Below are 13,841 nucleotides of genomic sequence, written 5' to 3'. Positions count from 1 at the left end.
CAGAAGGATGTGAGGTCGATGGAGTTGTTCTTCTTCATCGTGTTCCTGGTGATCGTGGTGGTGGGCATCGCCGCCCTCGCCTCGGGATCAGGTGGCCGCGGGAAGGCGCCGTCGTCGCGCGCCGGGCGCAGTGGGCGCCGCAGCTCGGACAGCGGCTCGGGAGGGGGCTCCGGAGGGAGCTCGGGCAGCTGGTGGGCCGGGGACAGCGGCGGTGGTGACTCCGGCGGGCATTCCTGCGGGGGCAGCAGCAGCTGCGGCGGCGGTGGCGGAGGCTGTGGCGGTGGCGGTGGCGGCGGCGACTGAGACGGGTTCGCCCGTCCCGTACGGGGGGCGGCATGGGTGCGCCTGAGGTGTCCGGTGGGACCGAACTCCCGCCGGACATCTTTTCGTTGGGCACGCGGGAACAGGTGAACCGTCCTGCCCCCTGAGGGATGGAAACCACGGCAAGTTGGGTAAAAACGCTGTGAGTGCGACGTACTTCGTGATTGCATCGATGTAGAGAACATTCAGCCCCCGGACCCCGGTTGGGCGTACCCCAGTTGGGCCGGATCGGGCTCCTCCTCCCCCGCGTGCGCCGGCACGGGGGTGCCTCCTGTCCATGTGTCCCTGTGCGTTTTGCGGAGCCGATCCATGCTCACAACCCTCCAGACCGCCTACTCCGATACCCGAGCCGCCGATCTGGCATGGACGCTCGGGCGGGAACCGCTGCCCGCCCTCGCCGTACTCGACCTCGAACTAGCGGGCGCGAAGGTGCAGTTGAGGTTGCTCGGGGCCTCTCATCAGGTGCTGCTGGAGGAGGAGCGCCGTACGTGCTCCGAGACCGTGGCCTGTCTGCCGGGCAGCAGCACGCCGCTGCCGCTGGGTGTCGCCGAGAGCCTGGGTGACTGGGACTACGAATTCGCGGCGCGCGTCGAGACGCTCTCGGAGGGCTCGTTCGCGGGGCGCGCGCAGGAGTTGCTCGCGCTGGTGACCGACCATCCGCACGGACTGGCGGGGACGTTTCCCGGGAGCCCGTACGCCTTCACCGCGATGCTCGCGCAGCGGACGGAGGGCCAGGTGCGCTGGCGGACCTGGCACGCGTATCCGCAGGAGGGGCAGCTGGTGGTCACCCGGTCGCGGGTGGGGGCGCGGGTGCCGGCAGCGGTGTCGTGAAGGGAGTGCGCGGGCCCGGCCGGTGCGGTGTGCGGCGGGCTCGGCGCGCGTCCGGCGCACGACACTTACACCCGTGTGGGTGACAAACGGCGACCTTCCCGTCACGTAGCGTTCATTTCATGATCGACCAGCAGATGTCGCTGCGAGGGGGCGTGGCGGGGCTTCCCGTGCGGCCGAGGACCGGCCGGTTCCTCGTGCTGGCCGTGGTCTTCATCTGTGCCGCGTGCGGTCTGGTGTACGAGCTGGAACTGGTCGCGCTGGCCTCGTACCTGATCGGTGACTCGGTCACGCAGGCGTCGGTCGTGCTCTCCGTGATGGTGTTCGCGATGGGCATCGGCTCACTGCTCGCGAAACGTTTACGCGGCCGCGCCGCCGTGGGGTTCGGGCTGATCGAGGCCGCGCTGGCGCTCGTCGGCGGCACATCGGCGCTGATCCTGTACGCCTCCTTCGCCTGGTTCGGGGAGTCGCGCTACGCGCTGGTCGGTTTCTCGCTCTCGATCGGGGTCCTGATCGGCGCGGAGATCCCGCTGCTGATGACGCTGATCCAGCGGGTCGACCGGCAGGACGCGGGCGGGGCGGTCGCGGACCTCTTCGCCGCCGACTACGTGGGCGCGCTGGTCGGCGGGCTGGCCTTCCCGTTCCTGCTGCTGCCGATGATGGGCCAGCTGACCGGGGCGCTGTTCACCGGCGCGGTCAACGCGGCGGCGGGCGGGGCGCTGGTGCTGTGGGTGTTCCGGCGGGATCTGGGCACCAGGTCTCGTTGGCTGCTGATCCTGGTCAACTGCGCGGTGATCGCCCTGCTGGCCACGGCCTCCGTCCTGGTCGACGACTTCGAGCGCGCGGCACGGCGCGCGGTGTACGGGGACGAGGTGCGGGTCGCCGTGCAGACCGGCGTACAGGAGATCGTCCTCACGGGGCCGGGGCGGGGCGCCCTCGACCTCTATCTGGACGGCCGGCTCCGGGTCAGCTCCCGGGACGAGCACCGCTACCACGAGGCGCTCGTGCACCCCGCGATGAAGGGCGCCCACCGGCGGGTGCTGATCCTGGGCGGCGGCGACGGGCTGGCAGCCCGCGAGGTGTTGCGCTACCCGGATGTCGCCTCTGTCGTGGTGGTCGAGCTCGATCCGGCCGTCACCCGGTTGGCCCGTACGGACCCGGCGCTCTCCCGGCTGAACGGGCACGCGTACGACGATCCCCGGCTGACGGCGGTCGCCGGGGACGCCTTCACGTGGCTGCGCACCGCACGCGAGCGCTACGACGTGGTGATCTCGGACCTCCCCGACCCGGGGATCACGGCGAGCACGAAGCTCTACGCGGCCGAGTTCTACGGGCTGGTCGCCGGGGCGCTGGAGCCCGGCGGCCGGCTGGTGGTGCACGCGGGACCGCCGGGCAGCAGACCGACGACGTTCTGGACGGTGGAGGCGTCGGTACGGGCGGGCGGGCTCACGACCCGGCCCTACCGCGTCGACGGGCGCCTCACCGGGTTCGCGGCGGGGCCGGACCGGGCCGCGGCGTCCGGGGCGGAGGCACCGCGGGACTGGGGATTCGTGCTGGCCGCCCGGCAGGAGGTGGGCCGGCTCGGGCTGGACCCGGGGGCGCCCGCCCTGCGGACGCTGGGGGAGCGGGAGCTGCTGGCCGGCCGGCACTCGGCGGAGCGGGTGCGGCAGCACGGGGTGCTGCCGTCGACGCTGGTCCACCCGCGGTACTGGGAGGAACCGTGAGCACGGCGGTGCGGTGCGGTCCGCACGGTGTCCGGGGTGGAAGCGCTGACGGGACGGCCGGGGCTGAGTAGGCTCGGTCGGTATGGAGCATGAGGTGTTCGTTCCGGTTCCGGTTCCGGCCTTGCGGCGGACGCTGGGCGATCCCGCCCGCGTCGCGCGCTGCGTGCCGGGACTCCAGCAGGATGCCGACGCGTCGGCGGGGCCGCTGGCGGGCCGGCTGAAATTCCGGGCCGACGGCCACACGATCACGTACCGCGGGGCGCTGACGCTGCGGCCTTCGGACGGGGGTGACTCCTTCTCCGTGACCGGGGAGGGCGCGGAGGCCCGGGGCACGGGCTCGGCGAAGCTCGCACTGACCGTCGGCCTCACGGAGACGGACGGTGGCACGACGATCGGATTCACCGGCACGGTGAGCGGTGACGGCCGCATCGTGGACCTGGACGCGGCCGCGGCGCTCGCCGCGGCCGAGCGGCTGCTGGACCGCTTCACACAGCAGCTGGTGACGGAGACCCTGGCGACGCGGGGCGGGGCGGGGGAGTCCGACGCGCCGTCCGGGGAGCCCGGAGCGGCGTCTGCCGAGGCGACCTCTCCCGAGCCGTCTGCCGAGTCGCCGTCTGCCGAATCGCCGTCTCCCGAGCAGCCGTCTCCCGAGCCGCCTTCCGCGGACAAGGAGTCCGTGTTCGACGCGCCCGTGCCGCCGCCGTCGCTCGACCCGTCCGCGGAGATCGAGTTCACCGTGCCGGACGAGCCGCCCGCCGAGGCCGCGCACGCCCGCCGCACGATGATCGGCCGCAGCACGGAGGAGGTCGACCACGCCCCGCCGCGTGGCCGGTACGCCCCCGTCCCGGCGCCCGAGGCGGGTGCAGCGGGCATCACGCTCCGCTGGGCCGCCCCGGCAGCCGCCCTGGCGATCGCCTCGGCCGTGGTGGTGGGCAGGGCACTGCGGCGCAGGCGGCCGTAGGGAACCGCCCCGCGCCAGTAGTGTCGGGGGGTGAGCAGAGTTGCGAAGAACGCCCGGCTGACCGCCGGCGACGTCGAATTGACCGTTGACCCCGTGAACGGCTGCCGGATCAGCAGCCTGCGGATCGGGGACACCGAACTGCTGCGCCAGGGCGAGCGGTACGGCTGCTTTCCCATGGTGCCGTGGTGCGGCCGCACCGAGAACGGCCTGTTCCGCAACGGTGGTGAGCCGCACCAGTTGCCGCTCAACTCCCCACCGCACGCCATCCACGGAACCGGCCGCGACACCTCCTGGCGGCCGGCCCGGGAGGGCGACACGGAAGCCGCCTTCTTCTACGACCTGGCCGACCCATGGCCGTACGAGGGCCGGGTGACTCAGTCCTTCGAGCTGACCGAGGAATCGCTGACGCTGAGCCTCGGCATCGAGACGTACGGGGACTCCTTCCCGGCGCAGGCCGGGTGGCACCCCTGGTTCCTCCGGAACCTCGGCGGCCAGGACGTGCGGATCGACTTCGACGCTGCCTGGCAGGAGGAGCGCGGCGACAACCACCTGCCGACCGGCCGCCGCATCGATCCTCTCCCCGGGCCGTGGGACGACTGCTTCGGGATGCCCGCGGGCGTCGACGTGAAGCTCACCTGGCCCGAGCAGCTGGAGCTGACGGTCAAGAGCCGGGACGAGTGGGTGGTGATCTACGACGAGCAGGCGGAGGCGGTCTGCGTGGAACCGCAGTCCGGGCCGCCGAACGGGCTCAACACGGCCCCCCGGCTGGTCACCCCGATCGAGCCCCTGGAGATCACGACGACCTGGAGCTGGGCGCGGCTCTGACCCTCCGCGGCAGCGCTTACCCTCGTTGACATGACTGACGTACGCGCTGAGCTGCTCCAGCAGATCAAGGACAAGGCCGTGGTGCACGGCAAAGTGACCCTCTCCTCGGGTCTGGAAGCCGACTGGTACATCGACCTGCGCCGGATCACGCTGGACGGCAAGGCCGCGCCGCTGGTCGGCCAGGTGATGCTCGATGCCACCGCCGAGCTGGACTACGACTGCGTCGGCGGTCTGACGCTGGGCGCCGACCCGGTGGCCACCTCGATGCTGCACGCCTCGGCGGCGCGCGGGAAGAGCCTGGACGCGTTCGTCGTCCGCAAGGCGCAGAAGGCCCACGGGATGCAGCGCCGCATCGAGGGCACGGACGTCAAGGGCCGTCGCTGCCTCGTCGTCGAGGACACCTCGACGACCGGTGGTTCCCCGCTGACCGCGGTCGAGGCCGTGCGTGAGGCGGGCGGCGAGGTCGTGGCCGTCGCCGTGATCGTCGAGCGGGGGGCCGCTCCGGCGATTGCCGAGGCCGGTCTGCCGTACGTCCATGTCTACTCGGTGGCGGACCTCGACCTGGGCTGACCTGGGGCTTTCTTGGGGCGCTCCCCGTTTCACGTGAAACGGGGAGCGGCTACCCGACGGGCAGCGTGGAGCCGAAGCGAGAGTCTGGGAAGATGTGGGCGACGATGACGTCGCCCCCAGGTCAGGGACCAAGCACTGCACACCCGCACATCCCAAGGAGCGGACAGATGCCCATCGCAACCCCCGAGGTCTACGCCGAGATGCTCGACCGGGCGAAGGCAGGCAAGTTCGCCTACCCGGCCATCAACGTGACGTCGACCCAGACCTTGCACGCTGCACTCCGCGGCTTCGCGGAGGCGGAGAGCGACGGCATCGTCCAGATCTCCACCGGTGGTGCCGAATTCCTGGGCGGCCAGTACAACAAGGACATGGTGACGGGCGCCGTAGCCCTGGCCGAGTTCGCGCACATCGTCGCCGCCAAGTACGACATCACGGTCGCGCTGCACACCGACCACTGCCCCAAGGACAAGCTGGACGGTTACGTCCGTCCGCTGCTCGACGTCTCCGCGGAGCGCGTCGCCAAGGGTCTGAACCCGCTGTTCCAGTCGCACATGTGGGACGGCTCGGCCGAGACCCTCGCCGACAACCTGTCCATCGGCCAGGAGCTGCTGGCCAAGGCCGCCGCCGCCAAGATCATCCTTGAGGTCGAGATCACCCCGACCGGTGGCGAGGAGGACGGCGTCACGCACGAGATCAACGACGAGCTGTACACGACCGTCGACGACGCGCTGCGTACGGCCGAGGCGCTCGGCCTGGGCGAGAAGGGCCGCTACCTGCTGGCAGCGTCCTTCGGCAACGTCCACGGCGTCTACAAGCCGGGCAACGTCGTCCTGCGGCCGGAGCTCCTCAAGGATCTTCAGCAGGGTGTCGCCGCCAAGTACGGCAAGCCGGCCGGCAGCCAGCCGTTCGACTTCGTCTTCCACGGCGGTTCGGGCTCCACGGCCGAGGAGATCGCCACCGCGCTGGAGAACGGCGTCGTGAAGATGAACCTCGACACCGACACCCAGTACGCCTTCACCCGTCCGATCGTGGACCACGTGTTCCGCAACTACGACGGTGTGCTGAAGGTCGACGGCGAGGTCGGCAACAAGAAGGTCTACGACCCGCGCAGCTGGGGCAAGTCCGCGGAGGGGGGCATGGCCAAGCGCGTCACCGAGGCCTGCGCCAACCTGCGGTCCTCGGGCACGAAGCTGAAGTAGTCGCTGCGGTACGTCACGGGCGGGCCCGGTCTCCCTTCGGGGGGCCGGGCCCGTGTTGTGCCGCTGCGCGGGGCTTGTCCCCTGCCCGCCCCTTTCCCGGAACCGGGGCTCTGCCCCGGACCCCGCTCCTCAAGCGCCGGAGAGGCTGGGAGGTCGGGCTCTGCCCCGGACCCCGCTCCCAAGCGCCGGAGGGGCTGGGATATCGGGCTCCGTGAATGGCCGAGTGGGCGGGTAGCGGTGATGCTGCTCGTATGACTGACACGGACGGCGCGGACGGCGACGGGATCCGGGTTGCCTCACCCGTGGGCCGGTGGGTCGTCCTGACCACCGTGCTCGGGTCCAGCATGGCTCTGCTCGACTCCACGGTCATCAATGTGGCCCTCCCCCGCATCGGCGAGGACCTCGGCACCGACATGGCCGCCCTGCAGTGGACCGTCAACGCCTACATGCTCACCCTGGCGGGGCTGATCCTGCTCGGGGGTGCGCTCGGGGACCGGTTCGGGCGGCGGCGGGTGTTCGTCCTCGGGGTGGTCTGGTTCGCCGTGGCCTCGCTGCTGTGCGGGATCGCACCGAACGCGGAGGTGCTGGTCGCCTCGCGGGCCTTGCAGGGGGTCGGGGGCGCGCTCCTCACCCCCGGTTCGCTGGCGATCATCCAGGCGAGCTTCCACCCCGACGACCGGGCCCGTGCCGTGGGGCTCTGGTCCGGGCTCGGCGGGGTCGGTGCGGCAGTCGGGCCGTTCCTCGGGGGATGGCTGGTGGACGGGCCGGGGTGGCGGTGGGTGTTCCTGCTCAATCTGCCGCTCGCCGCCGTCTGTGTGCCCGTGGCCCTGCGCCACGTACCGGAGTCCCGGGACCCGGACGCCCACGGCCGGTTCGACGTGCTCGGTGCCGCGCTCGCCGCGCTGTCTCTCGCCCTGGTCACCTATGCGCTGATCGAGGTGCCCGAGCAGGGCGCGTCCGTTACCGTGATCGGCGGGGCACTCGGTGGTGTGGTTCTCGGTGTGGGCTTCGTGCGGTTGGAGCGGCGCCGGGCCGACCCCATGGTGCCGCCGTCGATCTTCGCGTCGCGGCAGTTCACGGCCGTCAACATCGTGACGTTCTGTGTGTACGCGGCCCTGGGCGGGTTCTTCTTCCTGTCCGCGATCCAGCTCCAGGTGGTCGCCGGTTACTCGGCGCTCGGCGCGGGCACCGCGCTCCTGCCCACGACCGTGCTCATGCTGCTCTTCTCCGCGTCGGCGGGCGACCTCGGCCGGCGTATCGGGCCCCGCATCCCGCTCACCGTCGGCCCGCTGCTGGCGGCCGCCGGGATGCTGCTGATGCTGCGGGTCGGCCCCGGCGCCTCCTACCCGCTGGACGTCCTGCCCGCCGTGCTGGTGCTGGGCCTCGGCATGGTCACCCTGGTGGCGCCCCTCACCGCGACCGTCCTGGCCGCCGTGGACACCGGCCGGGCCGGGCTCGCCAGCGGCATCAACAACGCGGCGGCGCGGGCGGCCGGGCTGCTCGCGGTGGCCGCGCTCCCGCTGCTGGCCGGGATGGGCCCGGAGGCGTACCGCGACGCGGGGGAGTTCGCCTCGACGTTCCGGCGGGCCATGCCGATGTGCGCCGGTCTGCTGGTGGCGGGCTCGGTGGTCGCCTGGTGGGCCCTGCGGAAGGCCCCGGAGCCCGGACGTGAGGCGCAGCCCGCGTGCACGATGCACTGCGGCGTCACCGCCCCGCCCTTGGAGCCGCAACCCGGCCCCAGGCACACTTGAACCATGTCCATCCACGAGAACCTTCTCGGGGGCCCTGCCCCGACCCACCTGCCCGACGACCCGGAGCCGCGCGAGCTGCTCGCGAGCGGCACGGCGCCCGCCGATGTCGCGGCGAAGTACCCCACCTCCTCGCTGGCCTGGGCGCAGCTCGCCGACGAGGCGTACGAGGGCGGCCGGGTCGTCGAGTCGTACGCGTACGCGCGTACCGGCTACCACCGCGGCCTCGACGCCCTGCGCCGCGCGGGCTGGAAGGGCCACGGCCCCGTCCCGTTCGAGCACGAGCCGAACCGCGGCTTCCTGCGGGCCCTGCACGCCCTCGCGCGCGCCGCGCAGGCGATCGGTGAGCAGGAGGAGTACGAGCGCTGCTCCTCGTTCCTGCGTGACTCCTCGCAGACCGCCGCCGACATCCTGGGCTGAGACGACGCCTTCCGCCGGGGCCCCGCGGGCAGCAGCCCGCGGGGCCCCGGCGCGTCCCGCGGAAGGCCGTTAGGATGCCGAGCAGGGGACCGGAGCTCCACCACCTCAGAGGAAGGGGCGGACCGCTACCCGGAAGCTCGTGTCGAGGAGACAGAAATGTCGACGATCCACCCCGACCCCGAAGCCACCGGTGCGGACAACCCGCACCTGGACTTCGCGGGAACGACTCCGTACGAGGACTATGTCCAGGCGGATGTCCTGACCCACCTCCAGCACCTGCGCTCGGACGATCCCGGCGAGATGGTCTTCCTGGTCACCACCCAGGTCATGGAGCTGTGGTTCACGGTCATCGTCCATGAGTGGGAGACGGCGGCGCACGCCCTGCGCGAGGACCGCATACCGGTCGCCCGTGACGCCCTGAAGCGTTCGCTGCGGGAGCTGGAGGCGCTGAACGCCTCCTGGAAGCCGCTCGCCGGCCTCACCCCCGCCCAGTTCAACTCCTACCGCGGGTCCCTCGGCGAGGGGTCCGGCTTCCAGTCGGCGATGTACCGCCGGATGGAATTCCTGCTGGGCGACAAGTCCGCCTCCATGCTCGTGCCGCACCGGGGCGCGCCCCGGGTCCACGCCGAGCTGGAGAAGGCACTCCACGAACCCGGTCTGTACGACGAGACGCTCGCCCTGCTCGCCCGGCGCGGATACGCCGTGCCGCAGTCGGTGCTGGAGCGGGACCTCTCGCAGAAGTACGAGCCGTCCCCCGCGGTCGAGGCCGTCTGGGCGGAGATCTACGCGGACGCTGACCAGAACGCCGAGCTCGTGCGGCTCGGTGAGGTGCTGACCGATGTCGGCGAGCTGGTGTGGCGCTGGCGCAACGACCATCTGACCGCCACCCGGCGGGCGATGGGTTCGAAGACCGGAACCGGCGGATCGGCCGGGGTCGCCTGGCTGGAGAAGCGGGCCACCAAGAGCGTGTTCCCCGAGCTGTGGACGGCGCGTAGCCATGTCTGACTTCAAGGAGCGTGCCGAGGCGCTCGACGCCGCCGACGGACTGGCCGCCCTGCGCGAGCTGTTCACCCTCGACGACACCGTCTACCTCGACGGCAACTCGCTGGGGGCGCTGCCCCGCCACGTCCCCGCGCGGATGCAGGACGTCATCGCCCGTGAGTGGGGCTCGCTGCGCATCCGCTCCTGGGACGAGAGCGGCTGGTGGACCGCCCCCGAGCGGATCGGCGACCGGATCGCCCCGCTGCTCGGGGCGGCCGCAGGACAGATCGTGGTGGGCGACTCCACCAGCGTGAACGTCTTCAAGGCGGTCGTCGCGGCGACCCGCCTCGCGGGCGAGGGCCGCGACGAGATCCTCGTCGACGCGACGACCTTCCCCACCGACGGGTACATCGCCGCTTCGGCGGCCCGGATGACGGGCCACCGCGTCGTCCCGGTCGCGCCGTCCGACGTACCGGCCGCGCTCGGCACCCGTACGGCGGCGGTCCTCCTCAACCACGTCGACTACCGCACGGGCCGGCTCCACGACCTGCCCGGCCTCACCGCAGCCGTCCACGAGGCGGGCGCCGCCGCCGTGTGGGACCTGTGCCACAGCGCGGGCGCCCTCCCCGTGGATCTCGACGCGCACGGCGTCGACCTGGCCGTCGGCTGCACGTACAAGTACCTCAACGGCGGCCCCGGTTCGCCGGCCTACCTGTACGTCGCCGAACGTCATCAGGCGGCGTTCGACTCGCCCCTGCCCGGGTGGACCTCGCACGCCGACCCGTTCGCGATGACTCCCGGCTACGCCCCCGCGGACGGTTCCGTACGGGGCCGGGTCGGCACCCCGGACATCCTGTCCATGCTGGCCCTGGAGGCTTCGCTGGACGTGTGGGAGGGCGTCGCGGTCGAGGCCGTGCGGGCCAAGTCCCTGGCGCTGACGGACTTCTTCCTGGAGTGCGTCGCCGCCTACGTCCCCGAGGGCCGGGTCACCCCGGTCACCCCGGCCGCCCACGCGGAACGCGGCAGCCAGGTCTCGCTGCGGTGCGAGAACGCGGACGAGACGGAAGCGGTGATGCGCGCGCTCATCGGGCGCGGCGTGGTGGGCGATCTGCGCCGACCGGACGTCCTGCGCTTCGGATTCACCCCGTTGTACGTCGGTTTCGGCGACGCGGAGCGGGCGGCGCGGATCCTCGCCGAAGTGCTGGCGGTCTGAACCCTCCGCCGCCGTGCGGGTCCGCACCCCGGGCCCGTACGGCGGCGGTTCGTCGTACTGGTACCGTCCCCGCAGGTCAGTCCAGTTGGGCACGGGCCCAGGACGGTTGGAGCAGCATGTCGGATTCTGCCGCGCGTGATCGTGACGCCGCCGAGACCGAGTCGGCGTTCGCCCATCCGGTGGTCGCCCCCGACGGGTCCGCGGCCTACGGGAGCCACCCCGACCAGGTGATCGACTTCTTCGCACCGCGGGACGGCCGGGCCGGGGCGCCGCTCGTGGTCCTGCTGCACGGCGGGGCCTGGCGGGCGCCGTACGACCGGCAGCACGTGTCGCCGTTCGCGGACTTCCTCGCGCGGCGCGGCTTCGCGGTGGCCAGCGTGGAGTACAGGCGCGGCGGCGAGATCCCCCGGCAGGGCTCGGCGGGCCCGGTCGCGGGGCGCTGGCCCGAGACCTTCGACGACGTGGCCGCGGCTATGGACGCCCTGCCGGCGCTGGCGGCCCGGGAGCTGCCGACGGCGGATCCGCGCAAGACCGTGGTCACCGGGCACTCGGCCGGCGGGCAGCTCGCCCTGTGGGCGGCTGCCCGGCACGTGCTCCCCGAGGGTTCGCCGTGGCGGCTGCCCGCCGCGCCGCCGCTGCGAGGTGTGGTCGCGCTGGCGCCGATCGGGGACTTCGCGAGTGCGGTGGAGCTTGATGTCTGCTCGGGTGCGCTGCACCAGCTCCTGGGCGGTGTGGACGACTTCGAGGCGCGGAGCGCGCACGTGGATCCGGCCCTGCTGCTGCCGACGGGGATCGCGACCGCCGTGGTCCAGGGCGTGGACGACATCACCGTGCCGCAGGCCGTGACGGAGGCGTTCGTGGACGCCGCGGCGAAGGCCGGGGAGGTGGTGGGACTGACGCTGCTGGACGGGACGGGGCACTTCCCGCTGATCGATCCGTCGGCGGACGCCTGCGCCGTGGTGGCCGAGGAGATCGCCCAGCTGGCCTGGTAGTACTTGCGACGGACGGCGAAGGATCCGCATCACTGCTGACGACCGGGGCCCGGGGCCGCGCCTACCGTGTGAGCGTGACTGAGAAGAAGACACGAAGCCCGGAGCACCGGGTGGCCGCCGGGGCGATAGAAGGCCTGCGGCAGGACCTGTTCCAGAACGTGCTCGACTACCGCCCGCTGAGCCCGCTGGGCACGGACGGGCCGGTGATCCGGCGCCTGCCGAGGACCTTGCAGAACGGCGTCGTCTGGTTCCCGCACGGGGTGGTGGGCCTGGTCGCGCTGATCTCGCTGATGGAGGGCGTCTTCTCGGCGAACACCTACTCGCCGTTCGGGATAGCCACGGTCATCACCGCTTTCCTGCCGGCCGCGGCGCTGATGATGACGCTGGTCCGTCCCGTCCTCGCGTTCTGGGTGTCGATCGCGATCACCCCCCTGGTGGGGGCGGCGGGCAACGGGGACTGGCCGTGGGGGGCGAGCGCCTTCGCCTGCCACCTCGGTGTGCTGGTCGTCGTCGCGGCGAGGACCCGGCCGCGCACCGCCGCCGGGATGTGGCTGATCACGCTGTTCGTCGGGGCGGTCCTGGGCAACTTCGCCCAGCCCTACTCCTCCAGCACCCAGCCCATGGCCGTCGTCTCGGCGCTGGCCCTGCTCCTCGTCGCGTTGGTGCAGGTACGCCGAGAGGCCCAACGGGAGGTGACCGTGCAGCGCACCGTCACCGCCGTGGAGCGCGACCGGCGCACGCTCCTGGAGGAGCGCACCACCATCGCCCGTGAGCTGCACGACGTCGTCGCCCACCACATGTCCGTCGTCGCGATCCAGGCCGAGGCCGCCCCGTACCGGGTGGAGAATCCGCCGCCCGAGCTGGAGCAGGCGTTCGTGACCATCCGGGAGAACGCCGTCGCCGCACTCACCGAGCTGCGCCGCGTCCTGGGCGTCGTACGGGCGGAGGACTACGAGGCGCCGGACGCCCCGCAGCCCACGCTCGCCGAGCTCGACCGGCTGCTGGACAACGTCCGGGAGACGGGCCTGGAGACGGAGAAGACCGTCACCGGCGCGGTGCGGGAGCTTCCGCAGGGCGTCGAGCTGTCGGCGTACCGGATCGTCCAGGAGGCACTGAGCAACACGCTCCGGCACGCGCCGGGCGCCACCGCCAAGGTGGAGATCGGCTATGTGCTCGGCGGGCTCGGGGTGCGCATCGTCAACGGCCCCGCACGGGGGCTGGTCAAGCCGTCGCCGGGTGCAGGGCACGGCATCACGGGGATGCGGGAGCGGGTCGCGATGCTGAACGGGGAGATGACCGCGGGGGCGTCCGGGGACGGCGGCTACGAGGTCGCCGTGTTCCTGCCCGTACCGACGCAGCGCTCCGGCGCGGAGGACGGTGAGGGCGCGTGACCGAGTCGCCCATCCGGGTCCTGATCGTCGACGACCAGATGATGGTCCGCGAGGGCTTCTCCGTGCTGCTCAACGCCATGCCGGGCATCGAGGTCGTCGGCGAGGCCGTCGACGGGCGGCAGGCCGTCTCGCAGGTCGCCGCGCTACGGCCCGACGTGGTCCTGATGGACATCCGGATGCCCGAGCTCAACGGCATCGAGGCGACCCGGGAGATCGTCGCCGCCGACGCGGACGCCAAGGTGCTCGTCCTGACCACCTTCGACCTCGACGAGTACGTCTATCAGGCCCTCCGGGCCGGCGCCTCCGGCTTCCTCCTGAAGGACGCCTCGGCGCGGCAGCTCGCCGAGGGCGTACGGGTGGTGGCGTCGGGCGAGGCGCTGCTCGCTCCGACGGTGACCCGGCGGCTGATCACCGAGTTCTCGAAGATCGCCGAGGCGCCGAGACCGCCCGCCATGTCCAGGATCGGTGACCTCACCGAGCGGGAGACGGAGGTGCTCGTGCTGATCGCCCAGGGGCTGTCCAACCTGGAGATCGCCTCGCACCTGGTGGTCGCCGAGTCGACCATCAAGACGCATGTGAGCCGCATCCTGGTGAAGCTGGGGCTGCGGGACCGTACCCAGGCGGCCGTGTTCGCGTACGAGGCGAGGCTGGTCACGCCCGGATAGCGT

Annotated in this window: 14 protein-coding genes; all 14 read left to right on the top strand. The window is 72.2% G+C overall.

All coding sequences use genetic code 11. The features are described from left to right. The first annotated feature begins 18 nt into the window (after positions 1 to 18). The 14 genes from ACIBCU_RS15845 (at position 19) to ACIBCU_RS15780 (ending at position 13,838) form a co-directional block, all read left to right on the top strand. A complete protein-coding gene (locus ACIBCU_RS15845; RefSeq protein ID WP_399231864.1) occupies positions 19 to 303 on the top strand; it encodes a hypothetical protein in 285 nt (94 codons plus the stop codon). Positions 304 to 630: 327 nt separating this feature from the next. Next, positions 631 to 1,152, top strand: coding sequence for a DUF2617 family protein (locus ACIBCU_RS15840; protein ID WP_362927367.1), 522 nt, complete (start codon positions 631 to 633; stop codon positions 1,150 to 1,152). Between the two features lie 119 nt (positions 1,153 to 1,271). Beyond that, the gene (locus ACIBCU_RS15835) at positions 1,272 to 2,873 is read left to right on the top strand and encodes a polyamine aminopropyltransferase (protein WP_399231862.1); all 1,602 of its coding nucleotides are present in this window, start codon (positions 1,272 to 1,274) and stop codon (positions 2,871 to 2,873) included. A gap of 82 nt (positions 2,874 to 2,955) precedes the next feature. Beyond that, the gene (locus ACIBCU_RS15830; protein ID WP_399231860.1) at positions 2,956 to 3,834 is read left to right on the top strand and encodes an SRPBCC domain-containing protein; all 879 of its coding nucleotides are present in this window, start codon (positions 2,956 to 2,958) and stop codon (positions 3,832 to 3,834) included. 30 nt (positions 3,835 to 3,864) lie between these two features. Beyond that, a complete protein-coding gene (locus ACIBCU_RS15825) occupies positions 3,865 to 4,659 on the top strand; it encodes an aldose 1-epimerase (RefSeq protein ID WP_362927364.1) in 795 nt (264 codons plus the stop codon). A 30-nt stretch (positions 4,660 to 4,689) separates the two neighbouring features. Beyond that, entirely contained in the window at positions 4,690 to 5,229 is a 540-nt protein-coding gene (gene pyrE, locus ACIBCU_RS15820; protein WP_356717009.1) for an orotate phosphoribosyltransferase, read from the top strand. Between the two features lie 167 nt (positions 5,230 to 5,396). After that, positions 5,397 to 6,428 (top strand): class II fructose-bisphosphate aldolase, encoded by a 1,032-nt coding sequence (gene fbaA, locus ACIBCU_RS15815; RefSeq protein ID WP_104787119.1) that lies wholly within the window; start codon positions 5,397 to 5,399, stop codon positions 6,426 to 6,428. Between the two features lie 251 nt (positions 6,429 to 6,679). Beyond that, positions 6,680 to 8,179: an MFS transporter gene (locus ACIBCU_RS15810; RefSeq protein ID WP_399231857.1), complete on the top strand. Its 1,500-nt coding sequence runs from the start codon at positions 6,680 to 6,682 to the stop codon at positions 8,177 to 8,179. A 3-nt stretch (positions 8,180 to 8,182) separates the two neighbouring features. Further along, on the top strand, positions 8,183 to 8,596 hold the full coding sequence (locus ACIBCU_RS15805; protein WP_033296606.1) for a DUF3151 domain-containing protein: 414 nt from the start codon (positions 8,183 to 8,185) through the stop codon (positions 8,594 to 8,596). A gap of 156 nt (positions 8,597 to 8,752) precedes the next feature. After that, positions 8,753 to 9,601 carry a tryptophan 2,3-dioxygenase family protein gene (locus ACIBCU_RS15800; RefSeq protein ID WP_356713915.1) on the top strand — a complete coding sequence of 283 codons (849 nt, stop codon included), beginning with the start codon at positions 8,753 to 8,755 and terminating at the stop codon, positions 9,599 to 9,601. Next, positions 9,594 to 10,790 carry a kynureninase gene (gene kynU, locus ACIBCU_RS15795; protein WP_399231854.1) on the top strand — a complete coding sequence of 399 codons (1,197 nt, stop codon included), beginning with the start codon at positions 9,594 to 9,596 and terminating at the stop codon, positions 10,788 to 10,790. Before ACIBCU_RS15800 ends, kynU begins: the two co-directional genes overlap by 8 nt. A gap of 116 nt (positions 10,791 to 10,906) precedes the next feature. Further along, the gene (locus tag ACIBCU_RS15790; RefSeq protein ID WP_362927360.1) at positions 10,907 to 11,782 is read left to right on the top strand and encodes an alpha/beta hydrolase; all 876 of its coding nucleotides are present in this window, start codon (positions 10,907 to 10,909) and stop codon (positions 11,780 to 11,782) included. Positions 11,783 to 11,856: 74 nt separating this feature from the next. Beyond that, positions 11,857 to 13,173, top strand: coding sequence for a sensor histidine kinase (locus tag ACIBCU_RS15785; protein ID WP_399231852.1), 1,317 nt, complete (start codon positions 11,857 to 11,859; stop codon positions 13,171 to 13,173). Beyond that, positions 13,170 to 13,838 carry a response regulator transcription factor gene (locus ACIBCU_RS15780; RefSeq protein WP_356713911.1) on the top strand — a complete coding sequence of 223 codons (669 nt, stop codon included), beginning with the start codon at positions 13,170 to 13,172 and terminating at the stop codon, positions 13,836 to 13,838. Before ACIBCU_RS15785 ends, ACIBCU_RS15780 begins: the two co-directional genes overlap by 4 nt. The last annotated feature ends 3 nt before the right edge of the window (positions 13,839 to 13,841 follow it).

This window comes from Streptomyces sp. NPDC051064, assembly GCF_044455985.1.
Taxonomy (GTDB): Bacteria; Actinomycetota; Actinomycetes; order Streptomycetales; family Streptomycetaceae; genus Streptomyces.
This window is presented reverse-complemented; position numbering and strand designations above follow the sequence as displayed.